The sequence below is a fragment of the Bradyrhizobium sp. genome (assembly GCF_004799405.1).
Classification (GTDB): domain Bacteria; phylum Pseudomonadota; class Alphaproteobacteria; order Rhizobiales; family Xanthobacteraceae; genus Bradyrhizobium.
This window is the reverse complement of record NZ_SSMW01000146.1, coordinates 40,990-60,043: the sequence shown is the minus strand read 5'-3', so window position 1 is coordinate 60,043 and position 19,054 is coordinate 40,990. Positions and strand designations below refer to the sequence as shown.

18 protein-coding genes are annotated in these 19,054 nt (G+C 61.7%); 9 read left to right on the top strand and 9 right to left on the bottom strand.

Annotated features, from left to right (window positions below; all coding sequences use genetic code 11):
- Positions 1–88 precede the first annotated feature (88 nt).
- From E7813_RS23270 to E7813_RS23250, 5 genes are all read left to right on the top strand, one after another.
- Positions 89–574: a (2Fe-2S)-binding protein gene (locus tag E7813_RS23270; protein WP_291577628.1), complete on the top strand. Its 486-nt coding sequence runs from the start codon at positions 89–91 to the stop codon at positions 572–574.
- Between the two features lie 90 nt (positions 575–664).
- Positions 665–3,004 (top strand): xanthine dehydrogenase family protein molybdopterin-binding subunit, encoded by a 2,340-nt coding sequence (locus tag E7813_RS23265; RefSeq protein WP_291577627.1) that lies wholly within the window; start codon positions 665–667, stop codon positions 3,002–3,004.
- A 14-nt stretch (positions 3,005–3,018) separates the two neighbouring features.
- Positions 3,019–3,819 (top strand): xanthine dehydrogenase family protein subunit M, encoded by an 801-nt coding sequence (locus tag E7813_RS23260; RefSeq protein WP_291577626.1) that lies wholly within the window; start codon positions 3,019–3,021, stop codon positions 3,817–3,819.
- Positions 3,820–3,957: 138 nt separating this feature from the next.
- Positions 3,958–5,274, top strand: coding sequence for an LLM class flavin-dependent oxidoreductase (locus tag E7813_RS23255; protein ID WP_291577625.1), 1,317 nt, complete (start codon positions 3,958–3,960; stop codon positions 5,272–5,274).
- A 29-nt stretch (positions 5,275–5,303) separates the two neighbouring features.
- Positions 5,304–6,416 carry a CaiB/BaiF CoA-transferase family protein gene (locus tag E7813_RS23250; protein ID WP_291577624.1) on the top strand — a complete coding sequence of 371 codons (1,113 nt, stop codon included), beginning with the start codon at positions 5,304–5,306 and terminating at the stop codon, positions 6,414–6,416.
- 136 nt (positions 6,417–6,552) lie between these two features.
- Here the strand turns inward: E7813_RS23250 and hppD are convergent, their stop codons facing one another.
- Positions 6,553–7,671 (bottom strand): 4-hydroxyphenylpyruvate dioxygenase, encoded by a 1,119-nt coding sequence (gene hppD, locus E7813_RS23245; RefSeq protein ID WP_291577623.1) that lies wholly within the window; start codon positions 7,669–7,671, stop codon positions 6,553–6,555.
- Between the two features lie 119 nt (positions 7,672–7,790).
- On the opposite strand from hppD, the gene E7813_RS23240 reads away from it, so the two are divergent.
- Together E7813_RS23240 and E7813_RS23235 are read left to right on the top strand one after the other, a co-directional pair.
- On the top strand, positions 7,791–8,264 hold the full coding sequence (locus tag E7813_RS23240) for an Lrp/AsnC family transcriptional regulator (protein ID WP_291577622.1): 474 nt from the start codon (positions 7,791–7,793) through the stop codon (positions 8,262–8,264).
- 157 nt (positions 8,265–8,421) lie between these two features.
- The gene (locus tag E7813_RS23235; RefSeq protein WP_291577621.1) at positions 8,422–8,733 is read left to right on the top strand and encodes a DUF1272 domain-containing protein; all 312 of its coding nucleotides are present in this window, start codon (positions 8,422–8,424) and stop codon (positions 8,731–8,733) included.
- Between the two features lie 13 nt (positions 8,734–8,746).
- Here the strand turns inward: E7813_RS23235 and fahA are convergent, their stop codons facing one another.
- From fahA to E7813_RS23210, 5 genes are all read right to left on the bottom strand, one after another.
- A complete protein-coding gene (fahA, locus tag E7813_RS23230; protein WP_291577620.1) occupies positions 8,747–10,018 on the bottom strand; it encodes a fumarylacetoacetase in 1,272 nt (423 codons plus the stop codon).
- 147 nt (positions 10,019–10,165) lie between these two features.
- Positions 10,166–11,512 (bottom strand): homogentisate 1,2-dioxygenase, encoded by a 1,347-nt coding sequence (gene hmgA / locus E7813_RS23225; protein ID WP_291577619.1) that lies wholly within the window; start codon positions 11,510–11,512, stop codon positions 10,166–10,168.
- 2 nt (positions 11,513–11,514) lie between these two features.
- Entirely contained in the window at positions 11,515–12,468 is a 954-nt protein-coding gene (locus E7813_RS23220) for an MBL fold metallo-hydrolase (RefSeq protein ID WP_291577618.1), read from the bottom strand.
- Positions 12,469–12,488: 20 nt separating this feature from the next.
- Positions 12,489–12,716, bottom strand: coding sequence for a DUF2783 domain-containing protein (locus tag E7813_RS23215; RefSeq protein WP_291577617.1), 228 nt, complete (start codon positions 12,714–12,716; stop codon positions 12,489–12,491).
- Between the two features lie 8 nt (positions 12,717–12,724).
- The gene (locus E7813_RS23210) at positions 12,725–14,326 is read right to left on the bottom strand and encodes an FAD-dependent oxidoreductase (protein WP_291577616.1); all 1,602 of its coding nucleotides are present in this window, start codon (positions 14,324–14,326) and stop codon (positions 12,725–12,727) included.
- Positions 14,327–14,446: 120 nt separating this feature from the next.
- On the opposite strand from E7813_RS23210, the gene E7813_RS23205 reads away from it, so the two are divergent.
- Positions 14,447–14,974 (top strand): MarR family transcriptional regulator, encoded by a 528-nt coding sequence (locus E7813_RS23205; RefSeq protein WP_291577615.1) that lies wholly within the window; start codon positions 14,447–14,449, stop codon positions 14,972–14,974.
- Between the two features lie 83 nt (positions 14,975–15,057).
- Here E7813_RS23205 and E7813_RS23200 read toward each other — a convergent pair whose 3' ends face one another.
- From E7813_RS23200 to E7813_RS23190, 3 genes are read right to left on the bottom strand one after another with little or no spacing between them, the layout of a single operon-like run.
- Positions 15,058–15,402 carry a RidA family protein gene (locus E7813_RS23200; RefSeq protein WP_291577614.1) on the bottom strand — a complete coding sequence of 115 codons (345 nt, stop codon included), beginning with the start codon at positions 15,400–15,402 and terminating at the stop codon, positions 15,058–15,060.
- Complete coding sequence (locus E7813_RS23195) at positions 15,399–16,289, bottom strand: NAD(P)-dependent oxidoreductase (RefSeq protein WP_291577613.1); 891 nt, start codon at positions 16,287–16,289, stop codon at positions 15,399–15,401. Before E7813_RS23195 ends, E7813_RS23200 begins: the two co-directional genes overlap by 4 nt.
- 19 nt (positions 16,290–16,308) lie before the next feature.
- The gene (locus tag E7813_RS23190; RefSeq protein ID WP_291577612.1) at positions 16,309–17,115 is read right to left on the bottom strand and encodes an N-acyl homoserine lactonase family protein; all 807 of its coding nucleotides are present in this window, start codon (positions 17,113–17,115) and stop codon (positions 16,309–16,311) included.
- Between the two features lie 358 nt (positions 17,116–17,473).
- Here E7813_RS23190 and E7813_RS23185 point away from each other — a divergent pair, with 358 nt between their 5' ends.
- The gene (locus E7813_RS23185; RefSeq protein ID WP_291577611.1) at positions 17,474–18,940 is read left to right on the top strand and encodes a caspase family protein; all 1,467 of its coding nucleotides are present in this window, start codon (positions 17,474–17,476) and stop codon (positions 18,938–18,940) included.
- The last annotated feature ends 114 nt before the right edge of the window (positions 18,941–19,054 follow it).

Below are 19,054 nucleotides of genomic sequence, written 5' to 3'. Positions count from 1 at the left end.
ATGACCTCCGCGACCAAATTCCCAGTTGCAAAGTCCCCCACCCCTGTTTCTAATTGGAATAACTAAAGAGCATCGGGAGGTATTACGCGTGTCTACAGTCAAATTGACGGTGAACGGCAAAACGGTCTCGGCCGATGTCGAGGACCGGACTCTTCTGGTTCATCTGCTGCGCGACCATCTGAACCTGACCGGCACCCACGTCGGTTGCGATACCAGCCAATGCGGCGCCTGCGTCGTGCATATCGACGGCCGGGCGGTCAAATCCTGCACCGTCCTGGTGGGGCAGGCCAATGGCGCCAACGTCACTACCATCGAGGGCATCTCGAAGGGCGACGAACTGCACCCGATGCAGTCGGCCTTCCGCGACAATCACGGGCTGCAATGCGGCTATTGCACGCCGGGCATGATCATGTCGGCGATCGATATCGTCCATCGATATGGCGGCAAGCTCGACGAGGACACCGTCCGGCACGAGCTGGAAGGCAATATCTGCCGTTGCACCGGCTACCACAACATCGTCAAGTCGGTGCTCGACGCCGCCGGCCGCATGAAGGTTTCGCAAGCCGCGGAATAGCGGCCTTGAAGACCACCGATTGCTGAATTCAAGACCGCCGAATTTCAAAGGAAATGGCGGAAAACAAAATTCCGGTTGGGAGAACAGGACATGGGCGTTGAAGGCATTGGCGCAAGCGTAGTGCGCAAGGAAGACCGCCGTTTCATCACAGGCAAAGGCCGCTACGTCGACGACATCAAGCTTCAAGGCATGACCTACGCCCACTTTGTCCGCAGCCCGCATGCGCATGCCAAAGTAAAGAGCATCGACTCGGCGGCGGCGATGAAAATGCCCGGCGTGGTCGGGGTGCTGACCGGACAACAGATCGTCGACGACAAGGTCGGCAATCTGATCTGCGGCTGGGCGATCACATCCAAGGACGGCACGCCGATGAAGATGGGTGCGTGGCCGGCGATGGCGCCGGAGACGGTGCGCTTCGTCGGCCAGGCGGTCGCGGTGGTGATCGCCGAGACCAAGAACCAGGCCAAGGATGCCGCGGAAGCCGTCATCGTCAATTACGAGGAGCTTCCGGCGGTTCCCGATATTCGCGCCGCGATCAAACCGGGCGCACCGCAGCTTCATCCGGAAGCCCCCGGTAATGTGATCTACGACTGGACCATCGGCGACGAGGCGGCGACGGAGGCGGCGTTCAAATCGGCCGCGAATGTCGTCGCGCTCGACATCACCAACAACCGGCTGGTGCCGAATGCGATGGAGCCGCGCGCGGCGATTGCAGAATATAATGACGCCGAAGAGCATTTCACGCTGTACACGACGTCGCAGAATCCGCATGTCGCGCGTCTGGTGCTGTCGGCTTTCTACAACATCGCCCCGGAACACAAGCTGCGGGTGGTGGCGCCCGATGTCGGCGGCGGTTTCGGCTCGAAGATTTTCATCTATCCCGAAGAGATGGTGGCGCTATGGGCCTCCAAGAAGGTGCGGCGGCCGGTGAAATGGACCGGCGATCGCTCCGAAGCCTTTCTGACCGATGCCCATGGCCGCGATCACATCACCAAGGCCGAGATTGCTTTCGACAAGAACAACAAGATCACCGGGCTGCGCGTGAAGACCCACGCCAATCTCGGCGCCTACATGTCGCTGTTCTCGTCGTCGGTGCCGACCTACCTCTACGCGACGCTGTTGTCAGGTCAGTACAATATCCCCAACATCTTCGCCGAGGTGATCAGCGTCTACACCAACACCGTCCCGGTCGACGCCTACCGGGGCGCGGGCCGGCCCGAGGCCAGTTTCGTGGTGGAACGGCTGATGGAGACCGCGGCGCGGCAATTGAAGGTCGATCCGGCGGAACTGCGTCGCAAGAATTTCATCACCAGTTTCCCGCACCAGACCCCCGTGATCATGGCCTACGACGTCGGAGATTTCGGCGCCTCGCTCGACTCCGCCTTGAAGGCGATTGACTACGCGGGCTTCCCCGCGCGCAAGGACAAGGCCAAAAAGGAAGGCAAACTCCGCGGCATCGGCTTGTCCTGCTACATCGAGGCCTGCGGCATCGCGCCTTCCAAAGCGGTCGGCAGCCTGGGCGCCGGCGTCGGCCTGTGGGAATCCGCGGAAGTCCGCGTCAATCCGGTCGGCACCATCGAAATCCTTACCGGTTCGCACAGTCACGGCCAGGGCCACGAGACCACCTTCTGCCAGTTGGTCGCCGAACGCCTGGGCGTTCCGATCAGCCAGGTCCAGATCGTCCACGGCGACACCGACAAGGTGCAATTCGGCATGGGCACTTACGGTTCGCGTTCCGCCGCTGTCGGTTTGACGGCGATCCTCAAGGCGATGGAGAAAGTCGAGTCCAAGGCCAAGAAAATCGCCGCGCATCAGCTTGAGGCTTCCGAAGCCGACATCGTCATCGAGAATGGCGAGTTCAAGGTCACCGGTACCGACAAGTCGATCGCGCTGCCGATGGTGGCGCTGGCCGCCTACACGGCGCATAATTTGCCCGACGGCATGGAGCCCGGCCTCAAGGAGGGCGCGTTCTACGATCCCACCAACTTCACCTTCCCGGCCGGCGCCTACATCTGCGAAATCGAGGTCGATGCCGGCACCGGCAAGACTTCATTCGTCAACTTCGTCGCCGCCGACGATTTTGGCCGGATGATCAATCCGATGATCGTCGAAGGCCAGGTGCATGGCGGTCTTGCCCAGGGCATCGGGCAGGCCCTGCTGGAAGGTGCGGTTTACGACGCTAGTGGCCAGCTCTTGACCGCGTCGTTCATGGACTACACCATGCCGCGCGCGGACGATCTGCCGTCGTTCAAACTGTCCCACACCACGACGCTGTGTCCGGGCAATCCGTTGGGCGTCAAGGGTTGCGGCGAGGCCGGTGCAATCGGCGCATCCGCCGCGGTCATCAACGCCATCACCGATGCGATCGGAAACAACAGACTGGAAATGCCGGCAACACCCGACCGGGTGTGGCACGCCATTCACGGTTGAGAGGGAATACAGCCATGTACGAGACAACCTATCATCGCCCCTCCACGGTCGCGGAAGCTGCCGCCTTGTTCGCCAAGGGCGCCGAGTCAAAATATCTGGCCGGCGGCCACACGCTGATCCCGGTCATGAAACAGCGGCTGGCCTCGCCATCCGACGTGATCGACCTTGGAAAGATCAAGGAACTGGTCGGTATCGAGCTTTCAGCCGATGCGCTGGCCATCAAGGCCGCGACCACCTATTTCGACATCCTGCAGAGCGCCGACGCCAAGAAGGCGATCCCTGCGATCGTGCATCTGACGTCCGTGATTGGCGATCCCCAGGTGCGTTATCGCGGTACCATCGGCGGCTCGATCGCCAACAACGATCCGGCCGCGGATTATCCAGCCGCGGTGCTGGCGCTCGGTGCTACCGTCAAGACCAACAAGCGCTTGATAGCGGCGGATGATTTCTTCAAGGGTCTGTTCGCAACCGCGCTGGCGGACGACGAAATCATCACGGCCGTGTCGTTCCCGGTTCCGGCCAAGGCGGGTTATTCGAAAATGCGCCATCCGGCCTCGCGCTTTGCCCTGACCGGCGTGTTCGTGGTCAAGACCAAGGCGGGTGACGTCCGTGTCGCCGCCACCGGCGCCTCCCAGAACGGCGTCATGCGGGTACCGGCGATCGAGGCGGCGCTCAAGGCCAACTGGTCTGCGGGCGCGCTCGACAGCGTCAAGATTTCCGCCGACGGGCTTTTGACCGATATCCATGGATCGTCGGCCTACCGCGCCAACCTGATCAAGGTGATGGCGCAGCGCGCGGTCGCCGACGCCGGCTGATCGCTTCTTCTCGTTAAAGCAAGCGGCGCGCAACAATGCGCGCCGCTTTCTGTTTAGCCATATTCGCATCAAAAGCTGCTTGCCACCCTCCCCGCAACGCTAGACAATTTCCTCAAAACAAGCATTTCGGGAGCGCCCATGAAATTCGGGATTTTCTACGAACACCAGTTGCCGCGGCCGTGGAACGACGGCGACGAGCACCGGCTGTTTCAGGAGGCGCTCGATCAGGTCGAGCTCGCCGATAAACTCGGCATCGATTACGCCTGGGAAGTCGAGCATCATTTTCTCGAGGAGTATTCTCATTCCTCCGCGCCCGAAATATTCCTCGCGGCCTGTTCGCAGCGCACCAGCAGAATCCGCCTTGGCCACGGCATCTGCCTGATGCCGCCGAAATACAATCACCCGGCGCGGGTGGCCGAGCGGATCGCCACGCTCGATCTGGTCTCCAACGGCCGCGTCGAATTCGGCACCGGCGAGAGTGCGTCGCTGATGGAACTCGGCGGCTTCAACGTCGGTTTCGATCCGGTCGAGAAGCGACGGATGTGGAAAGAAGGCGTCGAGCAGTGTACCGACATGCTGGCGATGGACCCCTATCCCGGCTTCAAGGGCGAGTTCTTCGAGATGCCATGCCGCAACGTTGTGCCGAAGCCGCTACAGAAGCCGCATCCTCCGCTCTGGGTTGCATGCTCCAATCGCGAGACCATCAAGATGGCGGCGCGTTGCGGCATCGGGGCGCTGACTTTCGCGTTTGTCGATCCGCGCGAGGCCCGGCAATGGGTCGACGACTACTACCGCATCTTCAAAGAGGAATGCGTTCCGATCGGCCACGCGGTCAATCCCAACGTCGCGATGGTGACCGGCTTCTCGGTGCATCCCGATGAAATGGAATCGCGCCGCCGTGGCGAGGATGGCCTGCGGTTTTTCCGCTACGGCCTCGCGCATCATTATATCTTCGGCGAGCACAAACCGGGACGCACCGACATCTGGGCCAATTTCGAAAAGGCCCGGCATGCGTTGCCGCCCGCCGGGGCCGATCACGGCATCGGCACGCCGGACCAGTTGCGGACCCATCTGCGGCACTTCGAGGAGTCGGGCGTCGACCAGACCGTGTTCATCCAGCAGGGCGGGCGCAACAGACATAAGGATATCTGCGAGGCGCTGGAGCTGTTCGCCGGGGAAGTGATGCCGGAATTCAGGGCACGCGAGATCGAGTTGGAAAAGCGGAAGCAGGAAGAGCTCGCGCCTTACATCGAGAAGGCGATGACCCGCAAGCAAGCTGCCAAGCCGATGCGTGACGAAGAAATTCCGGTCTTTGTCGCGCTCGGGCGCAAGATAGCGGAAGAAGGCACCGGCACCGAACGCCAGAAGCAGAATGCCAAACTGTGGGCGGACGCCGCCAAGGTCACCTTGAGCGACCCTGGAAGCCATGGCAGCAAGACTTCCGCAACTTCATGATCTTCCTGTTTCATTGACGGAAAAACAACGTGCTCGATAAATCAGCTCCACAATCCTCCACCCGCACCTCCGGTCCGCTGGCGGGCTTTCGTATTGTCGAATTTGCCGGCATCGGGCCCGGTCCCTTTGCCTGCATGATGCTGGCGGACATGGGCGCCGAAGTAATCACGCTCGATCGCGTCGGCGCGAAGAAGAATTTGAAGTCGGTGGCGGGGCGCGGACGAAAGGTCGTCGAACTTGACTTGAAGGACAAGGCCGCGGTCGCGCGCGTGCTCGACCTCCTGGCCAATGCCGATGCGCTGGTCGAAGGCTTTCGGCCCGGCGTGATGGAGCGATTGGGGCTCGGACCCGATGTCGTGCTGGCGCGCAATCCGCGTCTGGTCTACGGCCGCATGACCGGATGGGGCCAGCAGGGTCCGCTGGCGCAGGCCGCCGGCCACGACATCAACTACATTTCGGTGACCGGCGCGCTGGCCGCGATCGGCGGCAAGGACAAGCCGGTCCCGCCGCTCAATCTGGTCGGCGATTTCGGCGGCGGCGCGCTCTACCTCTTGGTCGGCGCGCTCGCTGCGTTATTGGAAGCACAGAAATCAGGCAACGGACAGGTGGTGGATGCTGCGATGTGCGACGGCGCAGCTTCGTTGATGTCGATGTTCTTCGACATGACGGCCGCGGGCCGGTGGACCGAGCAACGCGAGAGCAACTTCCTCGACGGCGGCGCGCATTTCTATGGCGTCTATGAGTGCGGCTGCGGCCGGTTCATTTCGATCGGCTCGATCGAACCGCAATTCTACGCGTTGCTGCGCCAGCACGCCGGCCTTTCGGACGCCGATTTCGATCATCAGATGGACCGCAAGGCATGGCCGGCACTCAAGCGGAAACTGGCAGATGTTTTCAAGAGCAAGACCCGCGACGAGTGGTGCGCGATCATGGAAGGCACTGACATCTGCTTCGCCCCTATTCTGACCATGAAAGAAGCGCCGGAACATCCGCACATGAAGGCGCGCGAGACTTTCGTCACCCGCCATGGCGTCACCCAGCCAGCGCCCGCGCCTCGCTTTTCGCGCACCCCCTCGGCGATCCGTGACGCCGCATCGGTGGACATCGCCGACGTCACGCGGGAGTGGCAGAGCGGGAGGTAATTCCCTCGTCGTCCCGGCCTCCGAGCCGGGACCCATAATCCCGGGCGTTGAGGAGAAAGAGGGCGTCTACCACATCGGCCTCACGCAAGGTCACGGCGTATGGGTCCCGGCTCGGAGGCCGGGACGACATAGTTTCTTACGCCGCGTTTTCTACCTTCAGCACGCCGCGACGGATCTGGTCTTCCTCGATCGATTCGAACAGGGCCTTGAAGTTGCCTTCGCCAAAACCGTCATCGCCCTTGCGCTGGATGAATTCGAAAAAGATCGGCCCGATGGCATTGGCCGAGAAAATCTGCAGCAGCACCTTGGTATGGCCGCCTTCGACCACGCCTTCGCCGTCGATCAGGATGCCATCGCGCTTAAGCCGCGCAACGTCCTCGCCATGCCTGGGCAGGCGCGTGTCGATTTTCTCGAAATAGGCGGCGGGCGGCGGCGGCATGAACGGCAGGCCGTCGGCACGCAGCGTCTCGATGGTGCGGTAGATATCCTTCGCACCGCAGGCGATATGCTGGATACCCTCGCCGCGATAGACGTTGAGATATTCCTCGATCTGACCGGAATCGCCGGCATCCTCGTTGATCGGAATCCGGATCTTGCCGTCGGGACTGGTGAGCGCCCGCGAGAACAGGCCGGACGCGCGGCCCTCGATATCGAAAAAGCGAATCTGGCGGAAGTTGAACAGCTTCTCGTAGAAACCGGTCCAGACATCCATTCGCCCACGATGGACGTTGTGGGTGAGGTGGTCGAGATAGAACAGCCCGGCACCTTCGGGCCGCGGGTTTTCGGCACCCAACCAGTCGAATTCAGTGTCGTAAGCCGAACCCTTGGCGCCATAACGATCGACGAAATACAGCAGGCTGCCGCCGATGCCCTTGATGGCGGGAACATCGAGCGTCTTCTGCGCGGAGGAGATGTCGGCGAGTTCCGCGCCAAGCGACACCGCACGCTGATACGCCCGCTTCGCATCGACCACGCGAAACGCCATCGACGGCGCGCAGGGACCGTGCGCCGCGACGAAGTTGAAGCCGTGGGTGCCCGGTTGCTCGTTGATGAGGTAATTGATGTCACCCTGACGATAGACCGTGATCTTTTTCGTCCTGTGCCGCGCCACCGGCAGATAGCCCATCAGCTTGAACAGCGCGTGCAGTTCTTCGGGACGGGGATGCGCATATTCGACAAACTCGAAACCATCGGTGCCCATCGGGTTGTCGGCGGAAACCGTGGCGGCCGGCACGTCGTGCGGAAATGGACCCATGGCGGATCTCCTGATTTGCTCGCATGGATGATCAGCCGTTCGATGCGCAAAGTGTATGCAAACGAAGCCAATTGTGCTAGCAATATGCACAATCCGTGCATAAATATGGTATTTTACGCATGATATCAGTTGACAGCTTCGACCTCAAAATCCTGGCTGCGCTGCAGGATGACGGCCGCCTGACCAACCAGCAGCTCGCGGACATCGCCGGCCTGTCGGCGTCGCAATGCTCGCGGCGGCGCATGCGGCTGGAGGAGGACAAGGTCATATCGGGCTATCACGCCGACCTTGCCAGCGAGCCGCTCGGCTTCGGGGTCATCGCCTTCATCCACATCACGCTCGCAACCCATTCACCTGACAACGCCAAGCGGTTTCGCGCGCTGGTCAATCGCGTCGACGATATCCAGGAAGCCTATTCGCTCACCGGCGACGCCGATTATCTCCTGAAGGCGGTGCTGCGCGATCTCAGGAGCCTGTCGGATATCGTCAACAACGTGCTGATGCCGCACCAGAGCGTGGCGCATGTGCGCTCCTCGATCGTGCTCGATCGCCTGAAGGAAACGCAAAAGCTGCCGCTGAAATCCTTGCGCTGAACTGGATGGCCGAAATCGAGGGATATTCGTCATTCGGTTCAGGCGACCGATTTGCGATCATGCAATTCAGATCTACTGATTGAAGATTGACTCGATGGCACGGCAATGACGGTGGGTTCCCTCTCCCCGGTGGGAGAGGTTTTACCTGGGGGCAACTATGGCGCTGCAACTTCGACCCAATTGCGAATATTGCGATAAGGATCTTCCGCCAAACTCAACGGAAGCGCGCATCTGCAGTTATGAGTGCACGTTTTGCGCCGATTGCGTCGAGACCCAGCTGCATGACGTGTGCCCGAACTGCGGTGGCGGTTTCGCCCCGCGGCCGATCCGGCCGGCAAAGGAGTGGCGGCTCGGCGTGTCGGTCGGGAAGCACCCGCCATCGACCAAACGCGTCCATCTGTCGTTCAGCCATGACGAGATCGCCGCGCATTCGGCGAAGATAGCAGGTATTCCGCCGGAGACGCGCTAGACCTCCGGTACCGTCATTCCGCCGCCACTATCGTTCCCTCGACCTCGCCAAAGCCGACGCGGTAGCCGTCGCCCTGGCACCAGCCGCGCATGACAAGCGAATCGCCATCTTCGAGAAAGGTCCGCTTCACGCCGCCGGAGAGTTCAATCGGCTCGGTGCCGTTCCAGCTAATTTCCAGCAGGCTGCCGCGCTGGTGCTTGTCGGGACCGCTGATGGTGCCACTCCCCAGGAGATCGCCGACATTCATGGCGCAGCCGGAGGAGGCGTGATGCATCAGCTGCTGCACCGACGACCAGTACATGTATTTGAAATTGGTGCGACAGATATTGGCGGCTTGCCTAATCGACGGCGCGCGCAAGCCGACATCGAGCTGCAGGTCGTAGTTGTTTGGCTGAGCCTGCTGCAGATAGGGCAGCGGCGTTGGATCCTGGACGGGGCCGTGCACGCGGAACGGCTCCAGCGCCTCGCGTGTCACGATCCACGGGCTGATCGAGGTCGCAAACGCCTTGGCCTGGAATGGGCCAAGCGGCACGTATTCCCACTGCTGGATATCGCGCGCGCTCCAGTCGTTCAGAATAACAAAACCGAAGATCATCTCTTCGGCCTGCTTCTCGGTGAGCATCTCGCCGATCGGCGACGGTTGTCCGACCACGACGCCCATTTCCAGTTCGAAATCGAGCCGCTTGCAGGGCGCGAATGACGGCAGCTCCGCGCTCGGCGGCTTTAGTTGCCCGCGCGGCCGGCGCACCTTGGTGCCGCTGACCACAACCGTGGAGGCGCGGCCGTTATAGCCGATCGGCATATGCAGCCAGTTCGGCTGCAACGCATTGTCCTTGCCGCGAAACATGACGCCGACATTGGTGGCGTGTTCTCTGGACGAATAGAAATCGGTGTAGCCCGAGACCGCGAGCGGCAGATGCAGGGTGACGTTCGCCATCGGCACCAGCGCGCGGTCGCGCGAGGCGGCGTTGTCGCGCAGTTCAGGATTGTCATGACGCAACAGCTCGCTGATCCGCGCGCGGGTGCGCGACCACACTTTCGGCCCCAGCGCCATGAAGGGATTCAACATCGGTGCCGCGAAGACATCCAGTTGGCTGACACCCAGCCGCCCGTCCTGTCCGAGTTCCCAGAGATCGAGTACGTAATCGCCGATCGCGACGCCGACGCGGGGCGCTGTTCCGTCCCGTGCAGAGAACACGCCGTAAGGGAGATTCTGGATCGGGAAATCCGAGTTAGGGGCGACTTCGATGAAAGAGCGGAGGCCGAGATCGTTGGAATGGGGCATATTTCTCCAATCGAGTTCGTCATTTCGGGATGCGCCGCAAGGCGCAGACCTCAGATGTGCAATTGCGCATCGAGGAATCCATGCTTCTAGTCGTGGTTATGGATTCCGGGCTCGCGCGAGTGCGCGCCCGGAATGACGGAAATAGTCTCACGGCCGGTTCGGATCGAACCGCTTTTCCAGTCCTTTCCAGCAATCCGCGTAGTCATCCTGCAATGTCGATGACTTTGCGGCATGCGCCGTGACGCGCTGCGGATAGCGGGTCTCGAACATGAAGGCCATGGTGCCCGTCAGCTTGACCGGCTTCAGCTCCGAATTGCTGGCGTGATCGAAGGCTTCGCGGTCCGGGCCGTGCGGCAGCATCATGTTGTGCAGGCTGCTGCCGCCGGGCGTGAAACCTTGCGGCTTGGCGTCATAGACGCCGTAGATCAGCCCCATGAACTCCGACATGATGTTCATGTGGTACCAGGGCGGGCGGAAGGTGTTTTCCGCCACTGCCCAACGCTCCGGGAAGATCACGAAATCGATGTTCGCCGTGCCCGCGGTTTCCGACGGCGACGTCAGCACGGTGAAGATCGACGGATCGGGATGGTCGAACCCGATGGCGCCGACCGGCGAGAAGGTGCGCAGGTCGTATTTGTACGGCGCGTAGTTGCCGTGCCACGCCACCACATCGATCGGCGAATGCGGCAATCTGGTCACAAACAGCGAGCCGCCCCATTTGACGAATAATTCGCTCGGCGTGTCCTTGTCTTCATAGGCCGCGACCGGGGTGAGGAAATCGCGCGCATTGGCGAGGCAATTGGCGCCGATCGGGCCGCGCTCCGGCAGCGTGAAGGCGCCGCCGTAGTTCTCACAGAGGTAACCGCGGGCAGCACCGGCTGTGATCTCGACGCGGAATTTAACTCCGCGCGGGATCACGGTGATCTCGCCCGGCTCGACATCAATGCGGCCGAACTCGGTGACGAAACGAAGCTTGCCCTGCTGCGGCACGAACATCATCTCGCCGTCGGCGTTGTAGAAATGCTGATCGACCATCGATTGCGTAATGAGATAGACGTGCGCCGCCATGCCGGCCTGGGTGTTGGCGTCGCCAGCCGTGGTCATGGTCTGCACGCCCTGCAGGAACGTCATGTCCTGTTTCGGGATTGGCGCCGGATCCCAGCGCAATTGCGCGATCGGCAACTCATATTCATGACACGGCGCGGTGCGCCACAGTCCGGCATCGACCTTGGCGAAGCGTCCGGAATGCCGCACCGAAGGCCTGATTCGATATAGCCATGAGCGTTCATTGCTGCCGCGGGGCGCGGTGAACGGCGAGCCGGATAGCTGCTCGGCATAAAGCCCATAGGCGCAGCGCTGCGGCGAATTGCGCCCGATCGGCAGCGCGCCGGGCAGCGCCTCGGTCTCGAAGCTGTTGCCGAAGCCGGACATGTAGCCCGGCGTGATATTGACGGAGCTGCGGCTGATAACGTCCGGCGATGTACTGATATTCATGGTCATCCTCCTTGCAGGGCCGCCCACATTTCCTGGTCGCGCTTGTCGGTCCAGATCACGGGATCGTCTATTCCCGATGCTTCATCGAACGCGCGCGAGACGTTGAATGGCAGGCAGTGTTCGTAGATCGCAAAACTCGAAAACTTCGGGTCCATCACCTCGCGCGCCGCCGCCATGGTCTGCTTGAGGTTGCGGCCCTTGGCGACCGCGGTCTCGGCGGCGCCAAACAGCGTGGTGACGAAATCGCGCGTCATCGCGATGGCGTCGCGCGCGGTAGCCAGGCCCTTGAGCGCATCGCCGCGCCCCGGCGCGATCGCCTTGGGATTGAAAGCGCGAATTTCGTTCAGCGTCGTCGGCCATTCGCGCAAATGCGCGTCGCCGCAATAGCAGGCCGAATGATATTCGATCAGGTCGCCGGAAAACATCACCTCGGCATCCGGCACCCAGGCGACGATATCGCCCGAAGTGTGTCCCGCGCCGAGTTGCAGCAACTGCACCTCGCGCTTTCCGAGATAGATCGACATTGCGCCTTCGAAAGTCAGCGTCGGCCAGGTCAGGCCGGGAATGCTCTGGGCATCCTGGAACAGCCGCGGAAAGCGACCATATTCCGAATCCCAATCCTGCTGGCCGCGTTCTTCGATCAGCCGATAGGTTTCTGCGGACGCAACCACGGCCTGCGCCTTGTAGGCGGAGGCTCCGAGCACCCGCACCGCATGATAATGCGACAGCACCACATATTTGATCGGCCTGTCGGTGACGGTGCGCACCCGTTCGATCACCCTGTTGGCCATCGCCGGCGTCGCCTGGGCATCGAATACGATGCAGCCGTCATCGCCGACGATGACAGCGGAATTCGGATCGCCCTCGGCGGTGAAGGCATAGAGATCGGTGCCGATCTCAGAGAAGGTGATTTTCTTCTCCGCCATGTCGGTCGTGGATGCAAAACCCCTGGCCATCGGTTCGATTCCCTTTGCGCTTATTGCTGTTGCTGTTGTTGTTGCTGGCTGGCATCCACCATCCGCCGTCTGGCAAGCTCGATCGCCTCACGCAGCACCTCGAGATCGCCGATGTGATTGGCGAGAATCAGAACCAGCGCCGCATCGAGATCGGCGCTTTGCTCGTCGCTCAAGCCACGATGCGCTTCGACAACGGCACGAAACGCGTCATCCGGCTTGGCGAAATTCGAACTCGTGGACAGCGCCATGGGTAACCTCAATTGATGCCGGCAGCCCGCGCCAATGCGGTGTCGAGTGCGGCGCGGGTCGGATGCCGGAAACGCGCGGCGACATAGCCGTCGGGCCGCAACAGATAGGCCGTGCCCGGCTCTGCATCGTAGCGTGTCCAGACCAGATCGCCATCATTGACACCGATATGGATCACGCCGATGCCATCGGGCGGATCGACCGCAGCACCATTGGCAAACGCGAGCAGCGTGAACCGCGTTCCCGTTTGAATAAAGGCTTCGGTCAGAAATGTCGGACCGCCGGGCCGTGCGCCAAGCGGTGCATCCGGTATCGAGGCGCCGGGGACCGGACCGCCGCGCCATGCCTCGGTATCCGCGGTCGAAAGCGGCGTGTCATAGGTCGAGGGAACCGAAAGCCTTCCGCCATTGACCATGCGTTTGCCGAATTCGGTCTCCCTGGCGAGCGACAGCACCGCTTTGCGCAGCCGCGCCTCCTGGCGGGAACCGGGCGCCATGAAATCGGTCGAGCGGGTGGATTCCCGGATATTCTCGTCGGCGGCGGCACTGCGTTCAACGTGATAGGTGTCAAGCAACGCTTCCGGCGAACTCCCGTGCAATACGCGGTCGAGTTTCCATGCCAGGTTCTCGGCGTCTTCCAGCCCGGAATTGGCGCCCCGCGCGCCGAAAGGCGAGACCTGATGCGCGGCGTCGCCGGCGAACATCACCCGGCCATGGATGAATTTGTCCATCCGCCGACACTGGAATTTGTAGAGCGATATCCATTCGAAATCGAACTTGTCGTGCCCGAGCATGCGCGCAATCCGCGGCCGCACGTTTTCCGGCCGCTTCTCGACGGCGGGGTCCGCATCCGGATCGAGTTGAAGATCGATCCGCCAGATATCGTCCGGTTGCTTGTGCAACAGGGCCGACCGGCCGGCGTGAAACGGCGGATCGAACCAGAACCAGCGTTCGGTCGGAAATTCCGCCGTCATCCTGACGTCGGCGATCAGGAACTGATCCTCAAACACCTGCCCTGCGAATTCGGCGCCGGCCATCTGCCGCAACGACGATCGCGCCCCGTCGCAGGCGACGACGTAATGCGCGTGCATCGGATAGGGCCCGTCCGGCGTCTCAATGGTCAGCACCACATGGTCATTGCGCTGCTGCAGCCCGATCACCTTGTTGCGCCAGCGCAGGTCGATCGCCGGTAGCTCTCGGACGCGATCGACCAGGTAGGCTTCGGCATGGAATTGCTGCAGGTTGATGAAGGCGGGCCGCTTGTGTCCCTGCTCCGGCAGCAGGTTGAATTGATAGAGCTGCGACGCGCCGTGGAAAATCTTGCCGACGCTCCACACCACGCCCTTGTCGACCATGCGCTGGCCGGCGCCCAGCCGATCCCAGTACTCCAGCGCGCGCTTGGAAAAGCAGATCGCGCGCGATCCCTCGCCGATCCGGTCGGCGTCATCAAGCAGCACGACCGGCTGCCCGCGCTGCGCCAGATCGATCGCCAGCGACAGTCCCACCGGCCCGGCGCCGACCACCACGACCGGATGCCCGGCCGGATCAGTAACGGCGCGATCCTGATCGGGATGCCGGCGATAGCCAAACTGGGTTTTGGACTGCTGCGCCATCCGCTCACATTGCTCTGGCCAGGGTAATCCGTCCAAGCTAAGATGGTCTCATATGCAACTATCTAAACGCCTCCGGCGTTCCGGCGTCAACTGCCATTGGAGCGATTTTTGATAAAAGCGTTGGCAGGCGAAGCAGGTACCGGTTGGCGGGACGAAAACGCGTCCAAAGGAAACTCCAAACTCGATCTCTTCAGGTTTGCGCCGTTCCGGCTGAACCGGCTGGCGGCCGAGGTCAGCGCCGCGCTATCCAGCGAGTATAAAACGCGCTACGGGCTGGATATCCCGGAATGGCGCGTGTTGGCGACGCTCGGCTTCCGCAACGAGGCCTGCAGCGCGCAGTACATCGTGCATTGCACCCGCACCCATAAGTCCACCATCAGCCGGGCCGTCACCGCGCTGATGAAACGGCAACTCGTGGAGCGCGTCGAGAATGAAGACGACCGCCGCGAATTCGTCTTGCGCATGACGCGGAAGGGCAGGACGCTGTACCAGGAGTTGATTCCGCGCCTGTTGCGCAAGGAGCAGGAGATTTTGTCGTGCCTCTCGGCGGCGGAACGCAAGGAGTTGGCGCGCCTGATCGGCAAGATCGAGGACAGTCTCGATCTCGCGCGGAACAGCGAGCAAGCAGGCGGCCGGGAGGTGTATTGAACGCGGACCCCGTTTCCCTGCGCGCTTGCACGCGATGAACTGCCATGGATTGCTTCGCCTCGCGCCAATGACGCATGGCAGGCTTATTTCGCGGCCGTCACCACGATCTCCACGATGTGCGGAGGTTCGAGATCGACACCGATGCAGGCCCGCATCGGCGGATTCTTCGCATCGACCCATTCGTCCCAGGCGCGGTTCATCTCGCTTTTCCGCTTGATGTCCGTGATGTAGACGATGGCGGAGAGGATCCTGCTCTTGTCGGAACCGCACAAAGCAAGACTTTCGTCGATCCGGGCGAGCGCCTTGACGGTCTGTTCGTACATCGAGGAAGTCACGGGATCCGGCGCGACCGCCACGGTGAACACAAGGCCATCGTGAACGACGGCGCGGCTGCGGGTTGGCGTCAGGCCCGCAAAACGGTCGATCATGACTTGCTCCCTCCACCGATATGCTTCGCGATCACCGGAAAATACGCATCCGCCGACCCGGCATCGATCGCCTCCTGCAAAACCTTGCCGATCAATTCGGCGCCGCGGATCTTGATACCGGCATCATCGGCCAGTTCCAGTGCATAGGACAGATCCTTTAACGCGTACTCGGTCGAAAACGCGCGCTCTGGAAAATTACCTGTTACGATGGCCTTGATGCCGTGATTGCGCAGCGCAAAACTGTCGGCCGAGCCTTTCGACAAGGTATCCAGCAGCAAGGCCGGATCGACACCGTTGCGTTTGGCCACCGCAACCGCCTCGGCCAGTGCGTTGACGGTTTCAAACAGCACCATGTTGTTGAGGATTTTCGTTACTTGTCTCGCTCCAACGCCGCCGCAATTGGTGACGTCGGTGCCAAAGCAGCGGATCAAGGGTTCGATACGGGCGAATAATTCCGGCGTAGCACCGACCATAACGCTGAGCGTGCCATCCTGCGCGGCCTGACGGGTGCGCGCGATCGGCGCGTCAGCCCAGCGTGCGCCCTTGGCCTGCAACTGCCTGGCGAAATCGCGCGTGAGCTTCACGGATGAAGTCCCGAGATCAACCACGACCTGACCTGTCCGGATATTTTTCAGGATGCCGTCGCCTTCGAACACGCTGCGCACATGTTTGGCGCTGGGAAGGCAAAGGAACACGATTTCGCTTTTGTCGATGATTTCGGCGACCGAGCCGGCAATGGCCGCGCCTTCCGCGCGCAGCCGCGACAGTGCCGCCTGCGACAGGTCGAACGCAATCACGGCTGCGCCGCTCTTGTTGACGAGATTGCGGCAGATCGGCTCGCCCATCACGCCGAGACCGATAAAGCCGACGGTGCTGGCTGGTGACATTGTTTTCGGTTCGCCGGGGCTATTTGACGAAAGAGCGAGAAGGCTGCAGATGCAACGAATAGGCATCGGCCTTGTCGCCGGCGCGCGGATAGATCTCGGTAACCAGCGGATCGTGCCCGGGAATGACGCGGTCGGGATGGCCGGCCAGACGCTCGACGATTTCCCAGCCTACGCACATATCGCCGACGTTATAGACGATCGGAAACGGACTGCGGCGATGCAGATTGCCGTAGTAATGCGCCGCATCCGACGCCAGCACCACCGGCCCGCGCGCGGTCTCGACCCGCACCACCTGCAAGCCATCGGAATGCCCCCCGACCCGATGCACCGTTACACCCGGCGCCACCTCGCCGTCGCCGGAATGGAAGGTGACGCGCTCGCCATAGACGTGGCGGACCATCAGCGTGACGTGCTCGACCGAGAACGGATGACGCAAAGTCCCGAAGCACATGCAGCGCCCGGTGGCGAAGCTCATCTCGCGATCCTGCAGGTGGAACCGCGCCTTGGGAAAACGATCGAGATTACCGGCGTGGTCGTAATGCAGATGGGTGACGACCACATCCTTGATGTCGTCGGCGCGGACATCGAAGCGCGCCAGCGCATCGACCGGATTGAGCGTCAGCTTGCGGTTTCGCGCCTGCGCCTCGGCGGCATTGAAGCCGGTGTCGACCAGAATATCGCGGCCGCCACCCCGGATCAGCCAGACGAAGTAATCGAGATCCGAGGCCGTGCTCTCGTGAGGATCCGGCAACAGATAATTCATCTGGGGCGTGCGCGGCGACATGGTTGCGTAGCGGAGCGCGTAAATTTCGTAGACGTTTCCCATCGGCTTCACTTTTCTTGGGCGCCAGCTTCTCGGCACTGATTTTCGGGGCCTATGACCGATCGTCGCACCAAGCCACCGTCATTGACAAAGGTCAAACCCGCGCGGATGCGTTATTCTCCTATGTGATATTCATCACATTAGGTTATTGCGGCGCGAAATGCGTGACTCGGCGGCTGTCCCGTTGACCGATTTCGAGTAAGGTTCTGCGATGCACCGTCGCGGTTAATTGTCACTGTTATCAGCGGCTTTGTGACAGTTGACAGGACTCGGTAGGCCGGTTTGATAATGCGGTTTGCGTGGGGTAAGGTCGCCGCGGCGCAAGCTCGGACCGGCGCCCTGTGGGCTGGACTGCCGTCGTATGAGAATGCGCCTTGCACTGCTTCTGATCTTGATTTTTGCGGTCGCGCCCGCCGCCCCGTCGGCCGCAGCCGACCGGTTCGCCCTGGTGATCGGCAACGCGAAATATCCTGACGCCGATGCCCCGCTCAAGGAGCCGATAAACGACGCCCGCGACGTCGCCGACGAGCTCAAGCGCGACGGGTTCAACGTCGATATCGGAGAAAACCTGACCGGCGAAAACATGCGCCGCGCCTTCGATCGGCTCTACGGACACATCAAGCCCGGCTCGATTGCGCTGATTTTCTTCAGCGGATTCGGCGTGCAGTCCGGCCGCCAGAGCTACATGATCCCGGTCGATGCGCAGATCTGGACCGAACCGGACGTCCGCCGCGATGGTTTTAGCCTGGAGACGGTGCTGGGCGAAATCAACAGCCGCGGTGCCGGCGTCAAAATCGCGCTGATCGACGCCAGCAGGCGCAATCCCTTCGAGCGCCGATTCCGCAGTTTTTCGGCCGGTCTTGCCCCGGTGATCGCGCCGAACGGAACGTTGGTGATGTACTCGGCGGCGCTCAGCTCGGTCGTTTCAGACAATGGCGGCGACCACAGCCTTTTCGTGCAGGAGCTGCTCAAGGAAATTCGCGTTCCCGACCTGATGGCCGAAGAGACGCTTAATCGAACCCGCGTCGGCGTCACCCGCGCGTCCCGCCTTGAGCAGGTACCCTGGATTTCGTCGTCCTTGGCCGAGGATTTTTCGTTTATCCCGGGCGCACCGGGTTCCAGCCCGCGGCCGCCCGGTCCGGGTCCGGTGGCGTCGATCCCCGCGCCGCCCCGCGAACCACCGCCATTGCCGCCACCGTTGCCGCCACTGCCTCCAAAATCGCCGGAGGTCTCGGTCGCCCCGCCAGTCGCTCCTCCTCCGGTTGCTCCTCCACCGGTCGCTGCCCCCGTCACGCCACCGGTCACACCGGTGGACAGAAATGACACATTTGACGATGACCCGACCATCAAAAGCCTGACGGCCAAGCTCGTCGATAATCCGGACGATGCGGCCTCGCTTTACCGGCGTGGACAGGTCTATGCCAGCAAGGGAGCCTATAGCCTTGCAATCAGGGACTTCGACGACTCGCTGCGGCTCAATCCCAAGGACGTCGAAGCCTATAACAACCGGTGCTGGGCGCGCACGGTGATCGGCGACCTGCAGGCGGCCTTGAAGGATTGTAACGAGGCGCTTCGGCTGCGCCCGAACTTTGTCGACGCCCTCGACAGCCGCGGCCTGGTTAATCTGAAGAGCGGGCAGACCAAGAATGCGATTGCCGATTTCGACGCCGCGCTGAAGATCAATCCGAGGCTGACTTCGTCGCTATACGGGCGCGGCCTTGCCAAGCAACGCAATGGCGCAATGGCCGAGGGCAACCTGGACATATCCAACGCCAAAGCCATGGATCCAAATATTGCTAAGGAATTTGCGAGTTACGGGGTAAATTGACGCTAATTTGAGTGGGAATGCCGGTGTTTCCTCGAACCCGAGGCCTGCACCGGAGACAAAGGAAGAAGTAGCCAAGATTCGGAAGAACCGGCCGCGACGGATTGTCCGGCAGCT